Source organism: Pandoraea morbifera (assembly GCF_902459575.1).
In the GTDB taxonomy this organism is placed as follows: domain Bacteria; phylum Pseudomonadota; class Gammaproteobacteria; order Burkholderiales; family Burkholderiaceae; genus Pandoraea; species Pandoraea morbifera.
This window is the reverse complement of record NZ_CABPSD010000002.1, coordinates 445,573-466,265: the sequence shown is the minus strand read 5'-3', so window position 1 is coordinate 466,265 and position 20,693 is coordinate 445,573. Positions and strand designations below refer to the sequence as shown.

The window sequence follows — 20,693 nt, the reverse complement described above, 5'->3', positions numbered from 1 at the left end:
GTGTGACTTGCCATTGGCTGGCGCCCGACATGACCCTGCGCGCGGCGGACTATTGCGCGCTGCTTGATGCCGCGCTTTCATTCAAACGACGCTATCCGATGCACACGGAAGCGGTGTTGCGTGGCCGTACGATTTACTTCCTCTTCCACAACGCCTCGTTGCGCACGCGAAGCAGCTTCCAGACCGGGTTGTCGCGAATGGGTGGGCACGCGGTGGTGCTCGATCCGCGTCACGGCATCTATACGCCGGCGCTTCCGGACGCCGAAATTCCCTACGCGACGGAGCGCATCGCGGACGTCGCCCGAGTCCTCTCGTCGTACGGCGATGCCATCGCGATTCGCATGTACGGCGAGCCCGCAGGATGGGTGTACGGCGCGGCGCATCGTCATCTCGAGGCGTTCGCGCAGTGGAGCGACGTGCCGGTCATCAACATGGAATGCGATCGATTTCATCCGTGTCAGGCGCTGGCCGACGTGATGACGATGCGCGAAGCGCTGGGCGAACTCCCGGGGCGACGGCTATGCATTAGTTGGGCGTACTCGGGAAGCTGGCACAAGCCGGTGGCGGTGCCGCAGAGTTTGTTGCTCGCAGCGGTCAAAACGGGGATGGATGTAACGCTTGCGCACCCTCCCGCTTTCGCGCTCGACCCTCACGTGATGCAGGCGGCGGCGCAGATTGCCGGACAGACCGGCGCATCCGTTCGCGTCACGCACGAATGGCCGGCCGGCGTGGACGGTGCGCATGTCGTCTACGCGAAGTCGTGGTGCAGTCTTGCGCATCTCCCGAAGCGACTTGGGGAGTCCGTCGATGAAGCCGCGATGCGCGATGTCTTCGAGCGCCACCGCGACTGGCGCATCGATGCGCGGGTGATGCAGCGCGCGGCGCCGAGTGCGGGCTACATGCATTGTCTGCCGGCTGACCGCGGACAGGAAGTCTCGGAAGACGTGATCGATGGGCCCTCGTCCTGGGTCTTCGCGCAGGCGGCCAATCGGCTTCACGCGCAGAACGCCGTGATGGCCCATTTGCTCAACCCGGGATGTCTGGCATGACTTGCGCGTTTTCCTACCACTATGTCTGTGTGCGATGCGCGACGCCGCAACCGTGGGATGGCATTCGGTATCGCTGTCACGTGTGCGGCCAGAACCTGCGGGTCGAACGCAAAGCCGACAGTCACTCGCCCGCCGCGGCGGATCTTGTCCGTGCGTTTCGTGGTCGGGGCATGTGGCGCTACGCGGCGCTCTTGCCTGTCGACGACCGCTGGCGCAGCCGCTTGGACGTTGGCGGAACGCCACTGGTCGACTGCGGTGCCGAGCGCAGCGCGCACCTTTGGATCAAGGACGAAGCGCGCAACCCGAGCGGGTCGCTCAAGGACCGGGCGACGGAGCTGGTGCTCGCCGTCGCGAGACGATCGGGATGCAAGCGAGTCGTCACGGCGTCGACCGGCAACGCCGGTGCATCGCTCGCTTGTATCGCAGCGTCGCATGCCATGCGTGCGACCGTGTTGGTGCCGGCCTCGGCGCCGCCGGCGAAACTGGCGCAGATCCGCGCGTATGGCGCGACGGTTCGACTGGTGGAGGGCGGGTATGACGCCGCGTTCGATATTGCGGAGCGGATGGCCGACGACGCGCGCGTCTGCTGCCGAAACACCGGCGTCAATCCCTTCACCCGAGAGGGAAAGAAGACGTGTGCATTCGAAATTGCGGAGTCGCTCGATTGGCAAGTACCGGATTGGGTAATCGTCCCGACAGGCGACGGTAACCTGCTCTCCGGGATCGCAACGGGATTCTTCGATCTCTTCTCTCTTGGCATCACGTCGTCCGTCCCCCGATTGCTCGCCGCGCAAGCCGAGCGCTCGAACAGCATTGCACGAGACTGGCGGGCGCACGGGAGGCACCGCGACATCGACCTGCCGGACGCGCCGGTTGCCGTGCATCCCGATTCGGTGGCTGACAGCCTCTGTGTCGAGCGTCCGCGCGATCACTTCGCTGCATTGAGCGCATTGCGGGCGACGCGTGGCGATTGCGTTGTGATCAGCGACGCACAGATCATGACAGCCTCGCGCGCGCTCGCGCAGCGGTTCGGCCTCTGGTTCGAGCCGTCTTCGGCGGCAGGCTACGCCGCGCTGCGCGATTGTCTGGCAAGCGGGCTGATCGCACCGGGAGCGCGCGTGGTGGTGCTCGGCACAGGCAGCGGGCTCAAATCCGTACAGGCGTCGGAACACGCGCCATTGGATGGCGCCTCCGACATCCTGGATGTCGGACCACACCATGCGCAAGACAACCGGCGGCTCGCCGGGAAGGCGGATACGCGACCATGACACGTCGTCGACACGTCGTCGTGCTCGGCGCAGGCGTCAGCGGACTGACCACTGCCGTAGCGCTTTGCCTGGCAGGATGTGATGTCGAGGTGCACGCCGCCGAGGGGCCGTCGCAGACGACCTCGGCACTTGCCGCCGCGATCTGGCATCCGTTCTATCAGGCGCCGGACTTTGTTTATCTGGCTCGCGCCGGAAAAACCTACGCAACGATGGCCCGGCTCGCTGAGGATGCGTCATCGGGTATCCGCATGCGCGAGTTGACCGAGTACTTTCGTCACGACGCGGGAGCGCCATGGTGGGCCGAATGCGCCCACCGCCTCAGCCGGGTCGCACCGCATAACGTTCCCGAAGGATTTGCATGTGCGTACCGGATGGACGTGCCCGTTGCCGACGCCGCCGTTTATCTGCGCTATCTCATGAATACCTTCCTCGACGCCGGCGGTCGGTGCGTGCTGAAACGGGTCGACGACCCGATACCTCTGCTCGATCAAGCGGATTGGGTGGTGAATTGCTGTGGCTACGGCAGCCGACGGTTCGGCGACGACGCCCTTGCGTTGTCGCGAGCCGTGGTGCTGCGCGCGGCGAGTGACCCGTGCGTGAACGGCTGCTTCATCGACGATTCCGACCCGATCTCGCCAACCTATGTCGTCGATCGCGGACATGACGTCATTCTCGGTGGAACGGCCGACGCGGAACTCACATCGACGCTCGTTGGCCACGCGCGAATCGACGACATTGTCGAACGTTGCTCGCGGTTGTGCGAGGGGGTGGCGCGACTTCGTGTCATCGAAGCGCGGGTCGGTTTCCGGCCCGTGCGGCGGACGGCGCGTGTGGCGCGCGACTCGCGGCATGCGAGGTTGCTCCACAACTACGGCCACGGCGGCGGTGGGTTCACGTTGTCATGGGGATGCGCCGACGAAGTCGTGCGCATGGTCGAGGAGGGCGGTTGACGGATCGCGTCGCTCAAACCCGTGCTCCTGACGGCCCTGACACCTCAGACAGCCCGGACAGCCCAGACATCTCCCTCACCGAGGGCGTGCGAACGCAGCAATCGTCCCTATCAATCGGCGCGACGCGCCACCCGGAGCGGCAACATGGAACTGGACCCGACCACCCTCGACGAGTCGAGCATCTACAACTTCATGATGAGCACGATCCTGCCGCGCCCTATCGCATGGGTCAGCACGGTCGATGCCCACGGGCGTCCGAATCTTGCGCCGTACGCATACTTCATGGGGGTGTGTTGCGTGCCGATGACCGTGTTGTTCTGCCCGGTGGTGCCGCCGCCGCCGAAGCGCAAGAAGGACACGCTCTGCAACATCGAGGCCGTGCCCGAGTTCGTCGTGAATGTGGCGAGCGCGTCGAATATCGACGCCGTGAATCTCTCCGCCGTGCCGTTGCCTCCGGGCGAGTCGGAGTTCGATCTGGCCGGGGTGACGCCCGTCGCCTCGTCGCGCGTACGGCCGCCGCGTGTGCGGGAGGCGGCGGTCGCCTATGAATGTCTTGTGCGCGACGTGATCGAAATCAGTGCGTCGCCCGGTGGTGGGTGGGTCGTGCTAGGGACCGTGCTGGCGGTGCACGTCGATTCGGCACTGCTCGATCCGGTCTCGCATCACGTCGATCTTGCCGGGCTTCGCCCGATCGGCCGGCTGGGGGGAGGATCGTTCGTGAATGCCGCAAGCGACACGTTCACCTTGACGCGGTACAGGACGCTCGCGGATCTGGCCAACCGAAAGTGACGAGCGACAGCGGGGGAGGCGGCGCCTGCGTTGGCAAGGATGCCGGTTCCAGCGACGCAACCGTTGGCGAGCAAGACGGCGTGGAGACCTGAGCCTGGGACGACGCGATGGCCGGCCCGTCATCGAGCAGGCCGTAATCGCTGGCGAGCTTTGCCGCCCGATGTCGGCTCGAGACGTTGAACTTGCGCATGACACTTCGCAAATGGAAAACGACGCCGTGTTCGGAAATGGTGAGGATGCGCCCGATTTCCCATGACGTCTTGCCACGCGCGACCCATTGCAGGCATTCGCGCTCCCGCGGCGTCAGAACCGGGGCATGCGCGCCTGAGGCGTCGCGTTGCACGATGCGCCAGACGGCTTCATGCACGTGCATGGCCAGCACGGCGCCCGCATGCAACACCCAGGCATGGGTGCCGTTTGCGCGAAGGCGTCGGGCCGAGGCATGGCTCGACGACAGACTCAACGTGCCGGATGCCCCGGAAGGGGCAAACACGGGGTACGTGATTCCGGCGCGCAGTCCCGCCGCGCGCTGCTCTCGCAGCAGTTCACGTGCCTCGGGCGAGGCGTACAGCGCGGGCGTCCATTCCACGGGAGTGAGCTGACGAGCGGCGAGCGCGAGTACCGGGTCGATCACGCCATATCGCCGCTGCTCATATCGCGCCTCCCAAGCGCGTGGCAGATTGCCGAGTCGTGGCACGGCCACGCCATCGCCCGGCAACGGAAAATGACCGCGATAGCAGAAGTAGCGTTGCCTGAGCGCGCGACACAGCGGGACCAGCGCGGCGCGCACGCCATCGACGTCGCTGGCCGCGTGCAGTGTGCTCAGATGGTCGGTGAACGAACGAGGTGTGGGGCAGCGTGTGGCACGCATGGCATGGCGATGTAGGGACGATGTTCGCTTGTAGCATGCGGGTAGGGGGTGCGCGCACGGCGTGTCGCCGCGGGGCGCGACGGTGCGTCAGGCGCGCCATCGACGGCACGCCTCAGCAGCCGCGACATAACGTCGCACGCGAAATCGGGTGCAGCGTCTACTGTGGATGGATATCGGACGAATCCCGCATTGCAGCGATGCCGGTTCGGCGCGGACGTGTCTCGCGAAATCGGGCAAGGCGTGAATGACGGAGCTGGAGATGCCGGTGATTACCGGTCGTCATGCGTGACTGTCGACCCGCATCGCGGTGGACCGAACGGTATTCAGGACACCGCAACGAGTGATTCCGTGCTGCATTGTGTCAAACGCGGGGCACATAGGGAGTATCCCGTAGATGCTTGGCAGCGATGTTTTTCGGCTAGGGGAATTACCGGATTTCCCTTTTGCATCAATGGGTTCAGGAGAATGCTATGGCGCGCCAAATACTCGGTATCAATGTTGTCGCTTCGAGAAGGCGCGTTCTATAATGCGGCAGTTTGTCGCGGCCCGGACGCAGTTGGTTCCCGGCCGTCGGACATGAAAGACCCAAAATGCCCCACGGGTGACGGCGATGCTCGCAGCCTCTTCCTCCGACGTCGGATCGGTGACGAAGGAATGGACGCACAAGCGCAACTGCGCGATATCGCCGCGCCAGTTTGTCCTGTTCTACCTGTCGTTGGCCGCCGTGTCGCTGGGTGTTGCCTTGATTGCGGCGTGGCGCGGTGGGTGGTTGGTCTTGCCGTTCACAGGCCTGGACTTGCTCGTGGTGGGCGTTGCGTTCGTCATTCATGCCCGGCATGCCACAGATTACGAGGTCATTCGGTTGTCGCCCATGAGCCTTGTGGTCGAGCAACGTTCAGCACAGAGGTTGACGCAGTACGAGTTCAATCCCCGCTGGGTACGCATCGACGTCGAGACACCGCCGCGCACGCGCATCGTATTGCGCTCGGGCGGCCGCTCGATCACCGTCGGCGCCTATCTTGCGCCGCATCGCCGCGAAACGTTTGCGCGCGAGCTGCGCCGTTGTCTTGCCCAACAGGCCTGAGAGAGATGGAGACGATCTCGGGCGACCGCCAGGGAGGATTTGGATGGTAATTTTGGGTAAGGAAGCTATGAAAACAACGAAACACGCCTTGGCGGCTTTCCTTGCGGGCGCCTCACTGCTCGCCGGCGCTCCTTCACTGGCGCTGGCGGCGGTCTCGGATATGCCGGGGGGGCCGGCCGTCAACGAGCTCAACTTCCAGCCGCCGGTCACGAAACTCGCGGAAGAGCTTCACAGCCTCCACACCATGATGCTGATCATCTGCCTGGTGATCTTCATCGGCGTGTTCGGCGTGATGTTCTACTCGATCTTCAAGCACCGCAAATCCAAGGGCCATCAACCCGCCAATTTCCATGAGAGCACCACGGTCGAGGTGATCTGGACGGTCGTGCCGTTCATCATCGTGATTCTCATGGCGCTGCCCGCCACGAAGACCGTGGTGGCAATGAAGGACACTTCCAACGCCGATCTGACGATCAAGGTCACCGGTTATCAGTGGAAATGGGGCTACGACTACCTGAAGGGCGACGGCGAGGGCATCAAGTTCCTCTCCACGCTCGCCACGCCGCGCAGCCAGATCGACGGCCAGGAAGCAAAGAGCAACACGTACCTTCAGGAGGTCGACAACCCGCTCGTGGTGCCGGTCAACAAGAAGGTGCGCCTGATCACCACCGCCAATGACGTGATCCACTCGTTCTATGTACCGGCGTTCGGCATCAAGCAGGACGCGATTCCGGGCTTCGTGCGCGATACGTGGTTCAAGGCCGAGAAGGTCGGCGAGTACCGTGGCTTCTGCACCGAGCTGTGCGGCAAGGAACATGCGTTCATGCCGGTCGTGGTGAAGGTCGTCTCGGAAGAGGATTACAGCAAGTGGGTCGACACGCAGAAGAAGCAGATGGCCGCTTCCGCCGACGATCCGAACAAGACATACACCGTGCAGGAGCTGATGGAGCGCGGTCAGAAGGTCTACTCAGCGAACTGCGCCGTTTGCCACCAGCCGAACGGCAAGGGGGGCGGCGCGTTCCCTGCGCTCGACGGATCGAAGATCGCGACGGGTCCGGTGGCCGATCACATCAGCATCGTGCTGCACGGCAAGAACGCGATGCCCAACTGGTCGCATCTGAACGATGTGGAGCTTGCGGCCGTCATCACGTTCGAGCGCAACTCGTGGAGCAACAAGACCGGCGACGTGGTTCAGCCGGCGCAGGTGCGCGATGCACGCGGCAACAAGTCGGCGAATGCCGCAGGGGCCGCCGCAGACGCAGCGAAGAACAGTTAAGTCGTTCGACCAGTTCGAAGCAAGGAGATTGGGTATGAGTTCCATCGCTCACGATCACGTGGCGGGTCACGACGATCACGCGCACGACCATCCGCACGGATGGCGTCGCTGGCTGTTCGCGACGAATCACAAGGACATCGGCACGATGTACATGATCTTCTCGTTCGTCATGCTGCTCTCGGGCGGCGTGATGGCGCTGATGATCCGTGCGGAATTGTTCGAGCCGGGCCTGCAGTTCATTCGTCCCGAGTTCTTCAACCAGCTCACCACCATGCACGGGCTGGTGATGATTTTCGGTGCGATCATGCCGGCGTTCGTGGGTTTCGCGAACTGGATGATTCCGCTGCAGATCGGTGCCTCCGACATGGCGTTCGCGCGCATGAACAACTTCAGCTTCTGGCTGCTGCCGGTCGGCGGCCTGTTGCTGATCTCGTCGTTCCTCGTGCCGGGCGGTGCCACGGCGGCCGGCTGGACGATGTATGCGCCGCTGTCGGTGCAGATGGGCCCGGGGCAGGATCTGGCGATCTTCGGCGCGCACATTCTGGGCGCCTCGTCGATCATGGGCGCGATCAACATCATCGTGACCATTCTGAACATGCGTGCGCCGGGCATGACGCTCATGAAGATGCCGATGTTCGTGTGGACTTGGCTGATCACCGCCTATCTGCTCATCGCCGTGATGCCGGTGCTCGCGGGCGCCATCACGATGCTGCTCACGGACCGTCACTTCGGTACGTCGTTCTTCAACGCGGCGGGCGGCGGCGACCCGGTGATGTACCAGCACATCTTCTGGTTCTTCGGACACCCGGAGGTGTACATCATGATTCTGCCGGCGTTCGGGATCGTGTCGCAGGTGATCCCGGCGTTCTCGCGCAAGCCGCTGTTCGGCTATAGCTCGATGGTGTACGCGACGGCGTCGATCGCGATCCTGTCGTTCATGGTGTGGGCGCACCACATGTTCGTGACGGGCATGCCGGTCACCGGGCAGCTCTTCTTCATGTACGCCACGATGCTGATCTCGGTGCCGACCGGCGTGAAGGTGTTCAACTGGGTTGCCACGATGTGGAAGGGCTCGCTCACGTTCGAGACCCCGATGCTCTTCGCCGTCGGCTTCCTGTTCGTGTTCACGATGGGGGGCTTCACCGGCCTGATGCTCTCGCTGGCGCCGCTCGACATTCAGATGCACGGCACTTACTACGTGGTGGCGCACTTCCACTACGTACTGGTGGCCGGCTCACTCTTCGCGTTGTTCTCGGGGTTCTATTACTGGGTGCCGAAGTGGACAGGTCACATGTACAACGAGTGGCGCGGCAAGTTCCACTTCTGGGGCTCGCTGATCACGTTTAACGTGACGTTCTTTCCGATGCACTTCCTGGGACTCGCGGGCATGCCGCGTCGCTATGCCGACTACCCGGCGCAGTTCACGGACTTCAATCAGATCGCCACGATCGGTGCGTTCGGCTTCGGCCTGATGCAGGTGTATTTCCTGTTCTTCGTCGCGCTGCCGACATGGCGCGGTGGCCCCGCAGCCGAAGCCAAGCCGTGGGACGGCGCGGAAGGACTCGAGTGGACCGTGCCGAGCCCGGCGCCGTTCCATACGTTCGAGACCCCGCCGAAGGTGCATTGAACATGGCAGCAAGTCGCGAGCAGCGAACGAAGAACCTTCGCACCGGGCTGATTCTCGCCTCGGTCGTGTTGGTCTTCTTCTTCGGTGTGATGATCAAGACCAAGCTGATGGGCGGTATCTGATCCCTGCGTCCGGCCCGGGCGGGACGCAGGGTGGCCCCGGCGGTCGCGGCAGCACGAGGTGTCTTCACGGCAGTCTTCAAGGCGGATATGGGCGGTTTGCGACGAATCAATGTGCGTACCTTCAGTAAGCTGCTGCTGCTGGTCGCGGTGATGTTCGGTTTCGGCTACGCGATGGTGCCGTTCTACCGGGCGTTCTGCGATCTCGTCGGCATCAACCAGCTGGGCGACCGCACCGCGGAGATCACTGCCCGTAATACGCAGGTGGACAAGAGCCGTACGATCACGGTCGAGTTCGATGCCAACGCGCAGGGACCTTTGCGTTTCAAGCCGGCGAAGAGCAGCCTGACGGTACATCCGGGCGAGATCGCGACCATCGAGTACGAAGTGGCGAACCAGCAGTCCCACGAGGTGCGTGCCCAGGCGATCCCGAGCTACGCCCCCGCGCAGGCCGCCAGCTACTTCAGGAAGATCGAGTGCTTCTGCTTCACGCAGCAAACGCTCAAGGCCGGCGAGGCCAAGGAATTTCCGGTGGTTTTCGTGGTGGACACGAAGCTGCCCAAGGATGTGAATACGATCACGCTGTCCTATACTTTTTTCGATCTTGGCAAGAACGATGCCAACCAGCGTGCGGACGTTTCGACGAGCGCGCCGGCGGGTGAAGTCAACGCAGGAGCGACAGGAGGAGGCAAGGGCGGCAATGGATGACCTGAAGGAGGCGACCCGGCGCAAGCTGTCTTTCGTCCAGACCGTCAAGGCGGTGTTCTGGTCGTTTTTCGGTGTGCGCAAGGGGCGCGATCACGACCGCGACATGGCGCAGCTCAACCCTGTGCATCTGATCGCGGCGGGACTGATCGGGGGCATCCTGTTCGTCGTGGCGCTGGTAATGCTGGCGAAGCTCGCCATCCGGCTCGCGACGTCGTAATCGGCATAGACAAAGAGAACCAAGCCTGGAGAGATAAGAATGAGTGGTCAACACCAAACGGCGCCTTACTACTTCGTGCCGGCCCCCTCGCGCCATCCGGTGAGCTGCAGTGTCGGCCTGCTGGTGGTGCTGGCGTCGGCGGCAGCGTGGGTGAACGGTCAAACGTGGGCCCCGTGGACGGCGCTCGTCGGCCTGCTGTGGGTATTGTGGGTGCTGCGCGGCTGGTTCGGCGACTCGATTGCCGAGTCGGAAGGCGGTCTGTACGGCAAGCGCATCGACGTGTCGTACCGTTGGGGAATGAGCTGGTTCATCTTCTCCGAAGTGATGTTCTTCGCGGCGTTCTTCGGCGCCCTGTTCTATGCCCGCACGCTGGCCATGCCGTGGCTCGGCGATCTCGACAACAAGCTGCTCTGGCCTGACTTCACCGCCGTGTGGCCGAACACTGGCCCCGCCGGCGTGATCGATGCGTTCGAGACCATGGGCCCGTGGCCGATTCCGACGCTCAACACGGCGTTGCTGCTGACGTCAGGCGTCACGCTTACGATCTCGCATCACGCCCTGCGGGCCAACCATCGGGCGAGCGCGATCTTCTGGCTGTTCGCCACCGTGGTGCTCGGTTTCGTGTTCCTGGGCTTCCAGGCCTACGAATATCATCACGCCTACACCGAACTGAACCTGAAACTGACCTCCGGCGTGTATGGCTCGACGTTCTTCCTGCTCACCGGTTTTCACGGCTTTCATGTGATGATGGGGGCGATCATGCTCTCCGTCATGCTGGTTCGCCTGATGAAGGGACACTTCACGCCCGAGCACCATTTCGGCTTCGAGGGCGCAGCCTGGTACTGGCACTTTGTCGACGTGGTGTGGCTGGGCCTGTACGTCGTGGTCTACTGGCTCTGACGCCAGAGCGCCTGTCGCTGTCGGAACGCCGCCGGATTCCGGCGGCGTTTCCGTTTGCGCGATTCCAGCGCATGGCGGCAGGCGATATGGCCTCACGCCAGTAGGGGTATTCAGTCAGGCGGCCGGCCGGGCAGCGCGGAATGCGGCTTTATGTCGCAGCGCTCGCGAAACCGCCTGGACGCTGGCGAGGATGTGCCGGGACCGACCTGAAATGCACCGCATTGAGCGGTGGACGGCGGTGTCGCCGGGCATGACCCGGCATGACCCGGCGCGCTATGGAGGGATATAGCGCGATAAGGCGCGATAAGGCGCGATAAGGCGATGTCGGCGGGACGACGCGGGTGCGGTGCGGCGATTTGCCGCAGGTGAGGGGCGCGAGACTCAGTATCGTATGCCCGTGCTGTGGATCCACCCCATCCAGTTGGCGAACAGGATGAGCAGGAACAGCGTCACCGACAGGCCGACGCGCACCATGAGCGAATGCACGGTGCGATTCGATCGGCCCTTGTCCCGCATCATGAAGAATAATGCGGATGCCAGACTGCCGAGAATCAGGACGAAGGCGATGGCAACGATGATGCGCATGATCTGTCCGATAACGGGAATGCGTCATTATCGGGCAACGGACACAGGCTGGCACGCTGCAATGCAGTGCGAGGCGCGAGTGTTCCGTGCGGTCGAACGGCGGTCAGACAAGGAACTCACGTGTTGAAAACCCTCTTGCGGGGCATGCGCCCGGTGCCGGCGCTGCTGATTCTGTTGGGCGTGTTGCTTACGGCGGCGCTCGGCGTGTGGCAATACCAGCGCGCGCAGATGCGCCTGTCGCGTCAGGCGCACATCGAGCAGGCCGAGCGCGCGCCCGTGATCACGCTGGGTGCGCAGTCGTACCACCTGGCGGACGTGGCCAACCGGCGCGTCCGCGTGACGGGCCGTTTTCTGCAGAATCGCGTGGTGTACCTGGACAATCGTCCGCGCAACGAGTTGCCTGGCTTTTACGTGGTGATGGCGCTGCAGATCTCGCCGAATCAGGTGGTGCTCGTCAATCGCGGGTGGTTGCCGCGCGACTTGCGCGACCGCACGGCGATCATGCCTTACGCAACGCCGGCGGGCGATGTCACGATCGAGGGTCTTGCGCAGCCCGACCCGTCGCGGGCCTTCGAGTTGGGGCACGGCGGCTCGGCGCCGGGATTGAGCATCCGCCAGAATCTGGATGTCGCGGACTATGCGCGCGAGACGTCGCTGCCGCTGCAACCCTTCGTGATCATGCAGACGAACGACACGGGCGATCACCTGTTGCGCGACTGGCCCGCGCCGGCGAGCGGCGCGGATCGCAATTATGGATATATGGCGCAGTGGTTCGGCATGTCGCTGATCCTTGCGCTGCTGGGGCTGCGTCTGGCATATCGACGCGGCCGCCGCCTCGGGGTGGCCCCCGACAACTTCAAGCGGGCATGAGGCAAGCATGAGTGCAGATGTGAGTTCCGGACGCCCGGGCCGAGTCGACCCGACCGATCCGATGCAACGCCGTCGCGCGCGGCGCATGTTGATTTTGCTGTTTGTAGTGTGCGCCGCACCGGCAATCGCGGCCTACCTGATGTATTACGTTTTCAAGCCCGCAGGCGGCACGTCGGCGTACGGCACGTTGATCGAACCGCAGCGCCCGCTGCCATCGCTGATGGTGCGCGACGACGAGACGGGCCAGTCGCTCGCGCTGTCGTCGCTCAAGGGCAAGTGGCTGATGATCAGCGCCGATACTGGCGCCTGCGACGAAAACTGTGTGAGCAAGCTCTTCTACATGCGGCAGATCCGCGTATTGCAGGGCAACGAGCGCACACGTGTGGAAACGTTGTGGCTGGTGACGGATGGTGCCGCAGTGCCGGAGACGATCGACACGGCGTATCCCGACACTCGCCGCCTGCGCGCCGACCCGATCGCGCTCGCGTCGTGGTTGCCGACGCAGGAGGGCACCGGCCTGCGCGACCATATCTATCTCGTCGACCCGCTGGGCAACCTGATGATGGCGTTTCCGAAGAACGCCGACCCGAGCAAGATCAAGCGCGACCTGGCGCGACTGCTCAAGTGGTCGGGTACGGGTTGAGGGGCGATGTCGCCTGCAGGAACGAGACCGGCGCCGCGCGCCGGAAATGACGAAGAACTGACGCAAAACCGATGCTTTACCTTCTGGAACTGGGCTTCATCGGCCTGTGTATCGCCGTACTGCCGCTGGGTTGGGTGCTGCTGCGCCGCGACCCGAACAAGTACCGCAAGCTGGCCTGGGTGACGACCTTTCTCACGCTCGACCTGATCATGTTCGGCGGTTTCACGCGCCTGACGGATTCGGGACTCGGCTGTCCCGACTGGCCGGGCTGCTACGGCACGTCCTCGCCGTTCGCGGCGCATGCCGACATCCACGCCGCACAAGTGCTGCTGCCGAGCGGGCCGGTGACATTCGTCAAGGCGTGGATCGAGATGATCCACCGATACTTCGCCATGTCGGTGGGGGTGCTCATCATCGTGCTGATGGTCATGGCATGGCTCAAACGACGCGACCTGAAGCAATCGCCATGGCTTGCAACCTGGCTGTTCGTCCTCGTTTGCGTGCAGGGGGCCTTCGGCGCATGGACCGTGACGATGAAGCTCCAGCCGGTGATCGTCACGACGCATCTGATGTTGGCCCTCACTTTGCTCGGATCGCTTGCCTGGCTGGCGTCGCGTCAGATGCCGCTCACCCAGGTGGCGGCAGACCCCGAGGCCCTGCGCTGGCGCTGGGCGGCGCTCGCCGGGCTGGCGTTGCTCGTCTTCCAGATCGCCCTCGGGGGGTGGGTGAGCACCAACTATGCGGTATTGGCCTGCACCGACTTCCCGACCTGTCAGGGCCAGTGGGTGCCGCCGATGGACTTCCACAACGGTTTCCGGCTGTGGCGCGAGCTGGGCAAGACCGCCGGCGGCGAGGTCATTCCGATGCAGGCGCTCGTAGCGATTCACTGGGTGCACCGTACGTTCGCCGTGGTGGTGGTGGCCTACCTGGCGTGGCTGGCGACCCGCTTGCGGCGCTACCCCGCACTCAAGACACCGGCGACGCTGGTGTGGGTGCTGGTGGTCGTGCAATTCGCGACCGGGCTGTCCAATATCGTTTTCCAGTGGCCGTTGCTCAACGCCATCGCCCACAATGGCGGGGCGGCGATCCTGTTGCTTTTGCTCGTCATGTTAAACTACCGCATTCGCGCCGCCCGCCATGTCGAGGCGGCGCCCGTTGCGGCCAGCCTGGCTCAGGCAGACCTTTCGGCCCGCCAGAAGCCCCTCCCGTCAGCGGAACCGGCCGCCGCGCCCATTGCTGGCACCCCGACCGGCTCGGCGTAGCGCATTGCCTCTGAATGTATGAAAAGCACGACCCTTCCCCATCCGCCGGCTAGCCGTATCGCGCAGTACTGGGCGCTGACCAAGCCCCGAGTGACGCAGCTGGCCGTCTTCTGTGCCGTGATCGGCATGTTCCTGTCCACGCGCGGTATGGTGCCGTGGCAGGTGCTGATCGGCGGGACCATCGGTATCTGGCTGCTCGCCGGATCCGCTTTCGCGGTGAACTGCCTGATCGAGCAACGCGTCGATGCGCTCATGCGCCGCACCGCGTGGCGTCCGTCGGCGCGCGGCGAGATTGCGCCGTGGCAGATCATCGTGTTCTCGACGATCCTCGGCGCCGCCGGCATGGCCGTCCTCTATACGTTCACGAATGCGCTCACGATGTGGCTCACGCTCGCCACGTTCGTGGGCTATGCGCTCATCTACACCATCATCCTCAAGCCTTCCACGCCGCAGAATATCGTGATCGGCGGGGCATCCGGCGCCATGCCACCGGCACTGGGCTGGGCGGCAGTGACCGGCGCGGTGCCGGCCGACGCGTGGATACTGGTGCTCATCATCTTTGTCTGGACGCCGCCGCACTTCTGGGCGCTCGCGCTCTACCGCCGGCAGGACTATGTGAACTCCGGTCTGCCGATGTTGCCGATCACGCATGGCGAAAAGTACACGCGCCTGCAGATCCTGCTCTACAGCGTGGTCCTCTTCGCCGTCTCGCTGTTGCCGTTCGCGCATCGCATGAGCGGATACCTGTATCTCGTGTCGGCCGTGGTGCTCTCGGGCATCTTCCTCGGTTACGCGGTCAAGCTGTGGCGCAACTATTCCGATGCGCTCTCGCGCTCCATGTTCCGCTACTCGATCGTCTATCTGTCGCTGCTGTTCGCGGCGCTGCTGGTCGATCACTACGTCCAGATCTTCCTGCTGGGCTGACACGACGTCTGCCGTGTCGACGGCGGGCCCGCCTGCGGCGATGCGAGTCACGAAGACAGGCGCGTTACGGTATTCTCGCCGTCGCGCCGGTTGTCTTTTCGGAAGGCACTTTTTCCATACGTTCTGGGGTCATTCGTTCATGAATCTTGCGCTTACCTGGTCGCGTCGTGCGTTGTTGCTGCTGGGGCTCACCGTGCTGCTCGCTGCGTGCGGCAAGGAAGGTCCGACGTTCCAAAGTCTCGATATCACCGGCAACAAGGAGTTCGCGCAGGACTTCTCGTTGCAGGACCCGCAGGGAAAGACGCGCACGCTCGCCGACTACAAGGGGCGTGCGGTGGTCATGTTCTTCGGCTACACGCATTGCCCGGACGTTTGCCCGACCACGATGGCCGAACTCAACCAGGTGATGCAGAAGCTCGGCCCCGAGGATGCCAAGCGCGTGCAGGTGATTTTCGTGACCGTCGATCCGCAGCGCGACACGCCCGAACTGATGGGCCAGTACGTCCCGGCATTCAATCCGGCGTTCGTGGGTTTGCGCCCGGCGGACGACGCCGCGCTCAAGGCGCTCACCAAGTCGTTCCGGGTGGTGGTCAACAAGGTCGAGGGCTCCACCCCGACGAACTACACCATCGATCACACCGCCGGCATCTATGTGTTCGATCCGAAGGGCCAGTTGCGCCTGTTCATGCGCCCGGACGAATCCGTCGACGCGATGGCCAAGGATCTGAAGACGCTCTTGAGCTGATCGTGAACCGCGGCGCGTCCGAGCGCGCCACACACAAAAAAACGCGCCCCACGGGCGCGTTTTTCGTTCTCGCCGAGATCGCCGGCGGTGTCAGTTGCCTTCCTGCGAGCGGCGCTCGAGGTCATCGTGTGCTTCGAACCACATCACGTTGATGATGCCGAAGGCGAGTGCTAGGCCGAGGCCAAGAATCCAAGAGAAGTACCACATGTCGCGACTCCTTGATCAGTACATCGTGTGCGGGTTGTCGTTGACCGTCTCGATCGTCACGCGGCCACGGATCACGCGGTACACCCAACCGGTGTAGAGCAGGATGATGGGCAGGAAGACGATCACGGCGATCAGCATGATCTGCAGCGTGAGCTGGCTCGACGTGGCATCCCAGACCGTGAGGCTGCTGCCCGGCGCGGTGGCCGAGGGCATCACGAACGGGAACATCGAGAAACCGGCGGTCAGGATGATGCCGGCCATCATCAGGCCGGTGACGACAAACGTCCAGGCGTAGGCGCGGCTGGTAGCGAGCAGCGCGGCGAGCAGCGCGCACAGGCAGGCGACGACCGGCGCTGCGATCATCCACGGATACGTGTGGTAATTCGTGAGCCACAGTCCCGGGCCGGTGGTGACCTGCTTGAGCAGCGGGTTCGCCGGTGCGTCGGTGGCACCCATCTGTGTGATGGCGAAGCCGTCGACGTGCGTGGCGACAAGCACGCCGGCCACAAGGAACAGCGCGAGCGTGCCGAGCGCCGTGAGACGCATGATGCGACCGGCCCGCTCCGCCACCCGCGGATCGGCCTTCATGCGCAGATGCGCGGCGCCGTGCGTGAGCAGCATCAGCAGGCTCACCAGACCGCAAAGCAACGCGAACGGGTTGAGCAACGCCCAGAACGAGCCGGTGTACGTGGAGCGCAGCGTGTTGTCGAACGAGAACGGCAGGCCGAGCAGCAGGTTGCCGAACGCCACGCCGAAGACCAGCGACGGCACCGTGCTGCCCACGAACAGCGCCCAGTCCCAAGAATTGCGCCAGCGCGCGCTCGGCAGCTTGTTGCGGTAGTCGAAGCCCACGGGGCGCAGGAACAGCGCGAAGAGCACGAGCAGCAGCGCCCAGTACAACCCCGAGAACGCCGCGGCGTAGACGAGCGGCCACGCGGCGAACATGGCACCGCCGGCCGTCACGAACCATACCTGGTTGCCTTCCCACGTGGGCGCCACGGTATTGATGATGACGCGGCGCTCCGCGTCGGTCTTGCCGAGGAAGGGCAGCAGCGTGCCGGTGCCCATGTCGAAGCCGTCGAAGAAGGCGAAGCCGATCAGCAGCACGCCGACGAGGACCCACCAGATCAGCTTGAGTACGGTGTAATCGATCATCATGATGTCGTGTCTCCCTGACGATCAGGCCGAGGCCGCGCGGTCGGTGCCGTTCGCGCCTTCGGTCTCGAAGTGGTAGCGGCCGGTGTGCAGCGACGACGGGCCGAGCTTGACGTACTTCACCATCAGGAACATTTCAATGACGAGCAGCGCGGTGTAGAAGACGATGAAACCCGCGAGGCTCAGATAAAGGTCGGTGGCCGAGAGCGACGACGTCGATAGGTGCGTCGGCAGAATGCCGGCAATAGTCCACGGCTGGCGGCCCACTTCCGCGACGATCCAGCCGAATTCGGCGGCGAGCCACGGCAGCGGAATCGCCCACACGGTCCAGCGCAGGAACCAGGCCGAGCGCGGCTTGAGCAGACGGCGACGTGCGCACAGCCAGAACGCCCACAGGAACGTAAAGAGGAACAGGAAGCCCAGGCCGACCATGATGCGGAACGACCAGAACACCGGTGCGACCGGCGGGATCGTGTCGTTGGCGGCCATCAGGATCTGCTCGGGCGTGGCGTCGACCACGTTGGGCGTGTACTTCTTGAGCAGAAGGCCGTAGCCGAGATCATCCTTGTACTTTTCGAACTCGGCCTTCACTTCCGGCGACTTGTCGCCGCCGCGCAGCTTTTCAAGCGCCGCGAAGGCGAGCATGCCGCGCTTGATGTTGTCTTTGTGTTCGTCGCGCAGTTGCGTCAGACCGACCACCGGCGTGTCGATCGAGCGCGTGGCGATCAGGCCCATGGCCCACGGAATCTTCACCGCGTAATCGGTGCGCTCTTCCTTCTGGTTCGGGAACCCGAACAGCGTGAACGATGCGGGCGGCTTCGCCGTTTCCCACTCCGCTTCGATCGCGGCGAGCTTGACCTTCTGCACTTCGCCGGTGGTGTAGCCCGATTCGTCGCCCAGCACGATGACCGAGAGCGTCGATGCGAGGCCGAAGCCCGCAGCCACGGCGAACGAACGCAGCGCGAAAGGGACGTCGCGACGCTTGAGCAGATACCACGCGGAGATGCCGAGCACGAACATGGCGGCGGTCACGTAACCGGCCGAGAGCGTGTGCACGAACTTCACCTGGGCGACCGGGTTGAAGATCACCTCCCAGATGCTGTTGAGCTCCATGCGCATGGTCTCGTAGTTGAAGTGCGCGCCGACCGGATTGTTCATCCAGCCGTTGGCCACGAGAATCCACAGCGCCGAGAGGTTCGAGCCGAGCGCCACCGCGAACGTGGTCGCCAGGTGGCCGATGCGCGAGAGCTTGTTCCAGCCAAAGAAGAACAGGCCGACGAACGTGGCTTCGAGGAAGAACGCCATCAGGCCTTCGATGGCGAGCGGCACGCCGAAGATGTCGCCGACGTAGTGCGAGTAATACGCCCAGTTGGTGCCGAACTGAAACTCGAGCGTGAGACCCGTGGTCACGCCCATCGCGAAGTTGATCAGGAAGAGCTTGCCCCAGAACTGGGTCATGTCCTTGTAGATCTGCTTGCCGGTCATCACGTAGACCGACTCCATGATGACAAGCAGCCACGACAGGCCGAGCGTGAGCGGGACGAACAGGAAGTGATACAGCGCCGTAGCGGCGAACTGCAAGCGCGAGAGGTCTACGACTTCGCTACTGATCATGGCGGACACCTTGACTTGGGGTGGGGGACTGCGCTTCTGCTGCCTGCGGCCCGATCAGGGCGCGGGCCACGACGTCCGGCGGCAATTGCATGTGCTTGGCCATCGGCGCGTCGAAGAACGCATGTTTCAGAATGAACAGGAGTACGACCTTGATCGCGAGAACGATCAGGATTTCGAACATGAAACGGGAAGGGCGGTTGCGCCAGCGCCTGACCAGCCAGGCGACGATGCCGGAGGCAACGGGGCGCGGCGCGACTGCGGGCGCGGCCGTGGCGGGAGGCTTCAGACTGCTAGGAGAGTGGGTGTCCATCCGTGACGGCTCCTGGCGTCGAAAGTCGTGATGTCGGAAACAGCGTCGACTTCCGGCGCATTGTGCCTTAACGCTTGAAAATGTCAAACCGCGGAGCGCGGGGGCGGATGACACGCAGATGACGCTGGTTCGATGCGGATCTGCCGCCCGTGATGCACGGCAGATGAGAAGCGGATTCGAGACAAGGGTCCGGCGCGCCGAACGGCCCCCGGGCCGTCCTTCGCACGCAGCATGGCCACGTACGATCCGATTCTATCGGCGCGCTCTGCCGGCGACCTTGCGATGCATCAAGTCTTGAGCGAATGGGCGACGAACTTTCGAAGTCCAATAAAAAAGCCCCGTGGATCTCACGGGGCTTGATGACCGGCGACAGGGCGTTGCGGTGCGGTCGACTTATGCGTATGCCTGAAGCGCGCCTTTCATCTTCTTCATCGCGGCGACCTCGATCTGGCGAATGCGCTCGGCGGACACGCCGAATTCTTCCGCCAGTTCGTGCAGCGTGGCGCCGCCACTGCCGTCGTCGGCCACCGACAGCCAGCGGGCTTCGATGATGCGACGGCTGCGCGGGTCGAGTCGGCCGAGCGCGGTTTGCAGACCGTCGCTTTGCAGGTGGTCGCGCTCGCGTGCGGCGATCACGGCGGTCGGCTCCTGATGCGAGTCGGCCAGGTACGCGATCGGGGCGAAGCTGGCGCTCTCACCGTCGTCGCTGTGACCTTCGAGGGCGATATCGCCGCCCGACATGCGCGTTTCCATCTCGATGACGTCTTCGCGCTTGACGTTCAGATCGCGAGCGACCTGGTCGATCTCTTCCGGCGTGAACGCTTGCAGGCCTTGCTTCTGGCTGCGCAGGTTGAAGAACAGCTTGCGCTGCGCCTTCGTCGTGGCGACCTTCACGGTGCGCCAGTTCTTCAGCACATACTCGTGAATCTCGGCCTTGATCCAGTGCATGGCGTAGGACACGAGCCGAACGCCCTGGGCGGGGTCGAAGCGCTTGACGGCCTTCATCAGGCCGATGTTGCCCTCCTGGATCAGGTCCGCATGCGGCAGACCGTAGCCGAGGTAGTTACGCGCGATCGACACCACCAGACGCAGGTGCGAAAGCACCAGTTGGCGGGCGGCTTCCAGATCGTCGTTCTCGCGCAGACGCTTGGCGAGCGACTGCTCTTCCTCGGCGGAAAGCAGCGGAATGCGGTTGACAGCCTGAATGTAGCTGTCGATATTGCCCAGACTGCCCGGCAGCATCAACGCGGACGGGGCAAGCGCAAGGGCACGCGAAGTCGGCGCCGTGCCGGTGGCCGGCGTCGTCGGATGCAAAGTGGCGGCAGTACTCAAGTGGTGGACTCCTGGTTAGCCTCTAGGAAAGCATTTTAGCACTCTCTTTCCGTGAGTGCTAAAGACGTTAGAACCCTTACCGGACGGGAAGTTTCCGGCGTCTCGGGGTTTTCCAGCACCCCCCGTCAAACGGGAGAAGTCACTGGCGCAAACGTCACGTGGATGGTGTAAATTGCAACCCAAGCCGC

At 63.8% G+C, this 20,693-nt stretch carries 22 protein-coding genes and 1 pseudogene; 16 read left to right on the top strand and 7 right to left on the bottom strand.

Annotated features, from left to right (window positions below; genetic code table 11):
• Nucleotides 1–2: 2 nt before the first annotated feature.
• The 4 genes from PMO31116_RS05565 (at nucleotide 3) to PMO31116_RS05550 (ending at nucleotide 4,056) form a co-directional block, all read left to right on the top strand.
• Nucleotides 3–1,049 (top strand): ornithine carbamoyltransferase, encoded by a 1,047-nt coding sequence (locus PMO31116_RS05565; protein WP_150565833.1) that lies wholly within the window; start codon nucleotides 3–5, stop codon nucleotides 1,047–1,049.
• Nucleotides 1,037–2,317 (top strand): pyridoxal-phosphate dependent enzyme, encoded by a 1,281-nt coding sequence (locus PMO31116_RS05560; RefSeq protein WP_150565832.1) that lies wholly within the window; start codon nucleotides 1,037–1,039, stop codon nucleotides 2,315–2,317. The genes PMO31116_RS05565 and PMO31116_RS05560 overlap by 13 nt, the downstream gene beginning before the upstream one ends.
• Complete coding sequence (locus PMO31116_RS05555; protein ID WP_150565831.1) at nucleotides 2,314–3,267, top strand: FAD-dependent oxidoreductase; 954 nt, start codon at nucleotides 2,314–2,316, stop codon at nucleotides 3,265–3,267. The genes PMO31116_RS05560 and PMO31116_RS05555 overlap by 4 nt, the downstream gene beginning before the upstream one ends.
• Nucleotides 3,268–3,411: 144 nt before the next feature.
• A complete protein-coding gene (locus tag PMO31116_RS05550; protein ID WP_150565830.1) occupies nucleotides 3,412–4,056 on the top strand; it encodes a flavin reductase family protein in 645 nt (214 codons plus the stop codon).
• On the opposite strand, the gene PMO31116_RS05545 is transcribed toward PMO31116_RS05550, so the two are convergent.
• Entirely contained in the window at nucleotides 4,007–4,927 is a 921-nt protein-coding gene (locus PMO31116_RS05545) for an autoinducer binding domain-containing protein (protein ID WP_150565829.1), read from the bottom strand. The genes PMO31116_RS05550 and PMO31116_RS05545 overlap by 50 nt on opposite strands.
• A gap of 610 nt (nucleotides 4,928–5,537) precedes the next feature.
• Here PMO31116_RS05545 and PMO31116_RS05540 point away from each other — a divergent pair.
• From PMO31116_RS05540 to PMO31116_RS05515, 7 genes and pseudogenes are all read left to right on the top strand, one after another.
• Nucleotides 5,538–6,011 (top strand): DUF2244 domain-containing protein, encoded by a 474-nt coding sequence (locus PMO31116_RS05540; protein WP_150565828.1) that lies wholly within the window; start codon nucleotides 5,538–5,540, stop codon nucleotides 6,009–6,011.
• A gap of 43 nt (nucleotides 6,012–6,054) precedes the next feature.
• A pseudogene (gene coxB, locus PMO31116_RS05535) lies at nucleotides 6,055–7,275 on the top strand (cytochrome c oxidase subunit II); the annotation flags it as partial.
• A gap of 46 nt (nucleotides 7,276–7,321) precedes the next feature.
• Nucleotides 7,322–8,914, top strand: a complete 1,593-nt coding sequence (ctaD, locus tag PMO31116_RS05530) for a cytochrome c oxidase subunit I (RefSeq protein WP_025249913.1) — start codon at nucleotides 7,322–7,324, stop codon at nucleotides 8,912–8,914.
• A gap of 2 nt (nucleotides 8,915–8,916) precedes the next feature.
• On the top strand, nucleotides 8,917–9,036 hold the full coding sequence (locus tag PMO31116_RS23870; protein WP_217424717.1) for a cytochrome oxidase small assembly protein: 120 nt from the start codon (nucleotides 8,917–8,919) through the stop codon (nucleotides 9,034–9,036).
• A gap of 87 nt (nucleotides 9,037–9,123) precedes the next feature.
• On the top strand, nucleotides 9,124–9,741 hold the full coding sequence (locus tag PMO31116_RS05525) for a cytochrome c oxidase assembly protein (RefSeq protein WP_150565826.1): 618 nt from the start codon (nucleotides 9,124–9,126) through the stop codon (nucleotides 9,739–9,741).
• A complete protein-coding gene (locus PMO31116_RS05520; RefSeq protein WP_023597801.1) occupies nucleotides 9,734–9,958 on the top strand; it encodes a DUF2970 domain-containing protein in 225 nt (74 codons plus the stop codon). The genes PMO31116_RS05525 and PMO31116_RS05520 overlap by 8 nt, the downstream gene beginning before the upstream one ends.
• A gap of 39 nt (nucleotides 9,959–9,997) precedes the next feature.
• Entirely contained in the window at nucleotides 9,998–10,858 is an 861-nt protein-coding gene (locus tag PMO31116_RS05515) for a cytochrome c oxidase subunit 3 (RefSeq protein ID WP_150565825.1), read from the top strand.
• Nucleotides 10,859–11,239: 381 nt separating this feature from the next.
• Here PMO31116_RS05515 and PMO31116_RS05510 read toward each other — a convergent pair whose 3' ends face one another.
• Nucleotides 11,240–11,443, bottom strand: a complete 204-nt coding sequence (locus PMO31116_RS05510) for a twin transmembrane helix small protein (RefSeq protein WP_023597799.1) — start codon at nucleotides 11,441–11,443, stop codon at nucleotides 11,240–11,242.
• A 144-nt stretch (nucleotides 11,444–11,587) separates the two neighbouring features.
• On the opposite strand from PMO31116_RS05510, the gene PMO31116_RS05505 reads away from it, so the two are divergent.
• The 5 genes from PMO31116_RS05505 (at nucleotide 11,588) to PMO31116_RS05485 (ending at nucleotide 15,887) form a co-directional block, all read left to right on the top strand.
• The gene (locus tag PMO31116_RS05505; RefSeq protein ID WP_150565947.1) at nucleotides 11,588–12,313 is read left to right on the top strand and encodes an SURF1 family protein; all 726 of its coding nucleotides are present in this window, start codon (nucleotides 11,588–11,590) and stop codon (nucleotides 12,311–12,313) included.
• 7 nt (nucleotides 12,314–12,320) lie between these two features.
• Nucleotides 12,321–12,956 (top strand): SCO family protein, encoded by a 636-nt coding sequence (locus PMO31116_RS05500; protein ID WP_150565824.1) that lies wholly within the window; start codon nucleotides 12,321–12,323, stop codon nucleotides 12,954–12,956.
• A 71-nt stretch (nucleotides 12,957–13,027) separates the two neighbouring features.
• Nucleotides 13,028–14,218, top strand: coding sequence for a COX15/CtaA family protein (locus tag PMO31116_RS05495; protein ID WP_150565823.1), 1,191 nt, complete (start codon nucleotides 13,028–13,030; stop codon nucleotides 14,216–14,218).
• An 18-nt stretch (nucleotides 14,219–14,236) separates the two neighbouring features.
• The gene (cyoE, locus tag PMO31116_RS05490; protein ID WP_023597795.1) at nucleotides 14,237–15,142 is read left to right on the top strand and encodes a heme o synthase; all 906 of its coding nucleotides are present in this window, start codon (nucleotides 14,237–14,239) and stop codon (nucleotides 15,140–15,142) included.
• Nucleotides 15,143–15,281: 139 nt separating this feature from the next.
• Entirely contained in the window at nucleotides 15,282–15,887 is a 606-nt protein-coding gene (locus PMO31116_RS05485) for an SCO family protein (protein ID WP_150565822.1), read from the top strand.
• A gap of 90 nt (nucleotides 15,888–15,977) precedes the next feature.
• Here PMO31116_RS05485 and cydX read toward each other — a convergent pair whose 3' ends face one another.
• The 5 genes from cydX to rpoH form a co-directional block, all read right to left on the bottom strand.
• Nucleotides 15,978–16,094, bottom strand: coding sequence for a cytochrome bd-I oxidase subunit CydX (cydX, locus tag PMO31116_RS05480; RefSeq protein ID WP_023597792.1), 117 nt, complete (start codon nucleotides 16,092–16,094; stop codon nucleotides 15,978–15,980).
• A gap of 15 nt (nucleotides 16,095–16,109) precedes the next feature.
• The gene (cydB, locus tag PMO31116_RS05475; RefSeq protein ID WP_150565946.1) at nucleotides 16,110–17,246 is read right to left on the bottom strand and encodes a cytochrome d ubiquinol oxidase subunit II; all 1,137 of its coding nucleotides are present in this window, start codon (nucleotides 17,244–17,246) and stop codon (nucleotides 16,110–16,112) included.
• A 27-nt stretch (nucleotides 17,247–17,273) separates the two neighbouring features.
• Nucleotides 17,274–18,863 carry a cytochrome ubiquinol oxidase subunit I gene (locus PMO31116_RS05470; RefSeq protein WP_145862800.1) on the bottom strand — a complete coding sequence of 530 codons (1,590 nt, stop codon included), beginning with the start codon at nucleotides 18,861–18,863 and terminating at the stop codon, nucleotides 17,274–17,276.
• Nucleotides 18,853–19,173, bottom strand: a complete 321-nt coding sequence (gene cydP, locus PMO31116_RS05465; RefSeq protein WP_150565821.1) for a cytochrome oxidase putative small subunit CydP — start codon at nucleotides 19,171–19,173, stop codon at nucleotides 18,853–18,855. The genes PMO31116_RS05470 and cydP overlap by 11 nt, the downstream gene beginning before the upstream one ends.
• 393 nt (nucleotides 19,174–19,566) lie before the next feature.
• A complete protein-coding gene (gene rpoH / locus PMO31116_RS05460) occupies nucleotides 19,567–20,505 on the bottom strand; it encodes an RNA polymerase sigma factor RpoH (protein ID WP_023872972.1) in 939 nt (312 codons plus the stop codon).
• Nucleotides 20,506–20,693 lie beyond the last annotated feature (188 nt).

Excerpts from the sequence above, each read along its gene's own strand:
- PMO31116_RS05560 (WP_150565832.1), top strand. The coding sequence starts at position 1,037 with ATGTCTGGCATGACTTGCGCGTTTTCCTACCACTATGTCTGTGTGCGA.
- PMO31116_RS05555 (WP_150565831.1), top strand. The coding sequence starts at position 2,314 with ATGACACGTCGTCGACACGTCGTCGTGCTCGGCGCAGGCGTCAGCGGA.
- PMO31116_RS05550 (WP_150565830.1), top strand. The coding sequence starts at position 3,412 with ATGGAACTGGACCCGACCACCCTCGACGAGTCGAGCATCTACAACTTC.
- PMO31116_RS05545 (WP_150565829.1), bottom strand. The coding sequence starts at position 4,927 with ATGCGTGCCACACGCTGCCCCACACCTCGTTCGTTCACCGACCATCTG.
- PMO31116_RS05540 (WP_150565828.1), top strand. The coding sequence starts at position 5,538 with ATGCTCGCAGCCTCTTCCTCCGACGTCGGATCGGTGACGAAGGAATGG.
- ctaD (WP_025249913.1), top strand. The coding sequence starts at position 7,322 with ATGAGTTCCATCGCTCACGATCACGTGGCGGGTCACGACGATCACGCG.
- PMO31116_RS23870 (WP_217424717.1), top strand. The coding sequence starts at position 8,917 with ATGGCAGCAAGTCGCGAGCAGCGAACGAAGAACCTTCGCACCGGGCTG.
- PMO31116_RS05525 (WP_150565826.1), top strand. The coding sequence starts at position 9,124 with ATGGGCGGTTTGCGACGAATCAATGTGCGTACCTTCAGTAAGCTGCTG.
- PMO31116_RS05520 (WP_023597801.1), top strand. The coding sequence starts at position 9,734 with ATGGATGACCTGAAGGAGGCGACCCGGCGCAAGCTGTCTTTCGTCCAG.
- PMO31116_RS05515 (WP_150565825.1), top strand. The coding sequence starts at position 9,998 with ATGAGTGGTCAACACCAAACGGCGCCTTACTACTTCGTGCCGGCCCCC.
- PMO31116_RS05510 (WP_023597799.1), bottom strand. The coding sequence starts at position 11,443 with ATGCGCATCATCGTTGCCATCGCCTTCGTCCTGATTCTCGGCAGTCTG.
- PMO31116_RS05505 (WP_150565947.1), top strand. The coding sequence starts at position 11,588 with ATGCGCCCGGTGCCGGCGCTGCTGATTCTGTTGGGCGTGTTGCTTACG.
- PMO31116_RS05500 (WP_150565824.1), top strand. The coding sequence starts at position 12,321 with ATGAGTGCAGATGTGAGTTCCGGACGCCCGGGCCGAGTCGACCCGACC.
- PMO31116_RS05495 (WP_150565823.1), top strand. The coding sequence starts at position 13,028 with ATGCTTTACCTTCTGGAACTGGGCTTCATCGGCCTGTGTATCGCCGTA.
- cyoE (WP_023597795.1), top strand. The coding sequence starts at position 14,237 with ATGAAAAGCACGACCCTTCCCCATCCGCCGGCTAGCCGTATCGCGCAG.
- PMO31116_RS05485 (WP_150565822.1), top strand. The coding sequence starts at position 15,282 with ATGAATCTTGCGCTTACCTGGTCGCGTCGTGCGTTGTTGCTGCTGGGG.
- cydX (WP_023597792.1), bottom strand. The coding sequence starts at position 16,094 with ATGTGGTACTTCTCTTGGATTCTTGGCCTCGGCCTAGCACTCGCCTTC.
- PMO31116_RS05470 (WP_145862800.1), bottom strand. The coding sequence starts at position 18,863 with ATGATCAGTAGCGAAGTCGTAGACCTCTCGCGCTTGCAGTTCGCCGCT.
- cydP (WP_150565821.1), bottom strand. The coding sequence starts at position 19,173 with ATGGACACCCACTCTCCTAGCAGTCTGAAGCCTCCCGCCACGGCCGCG.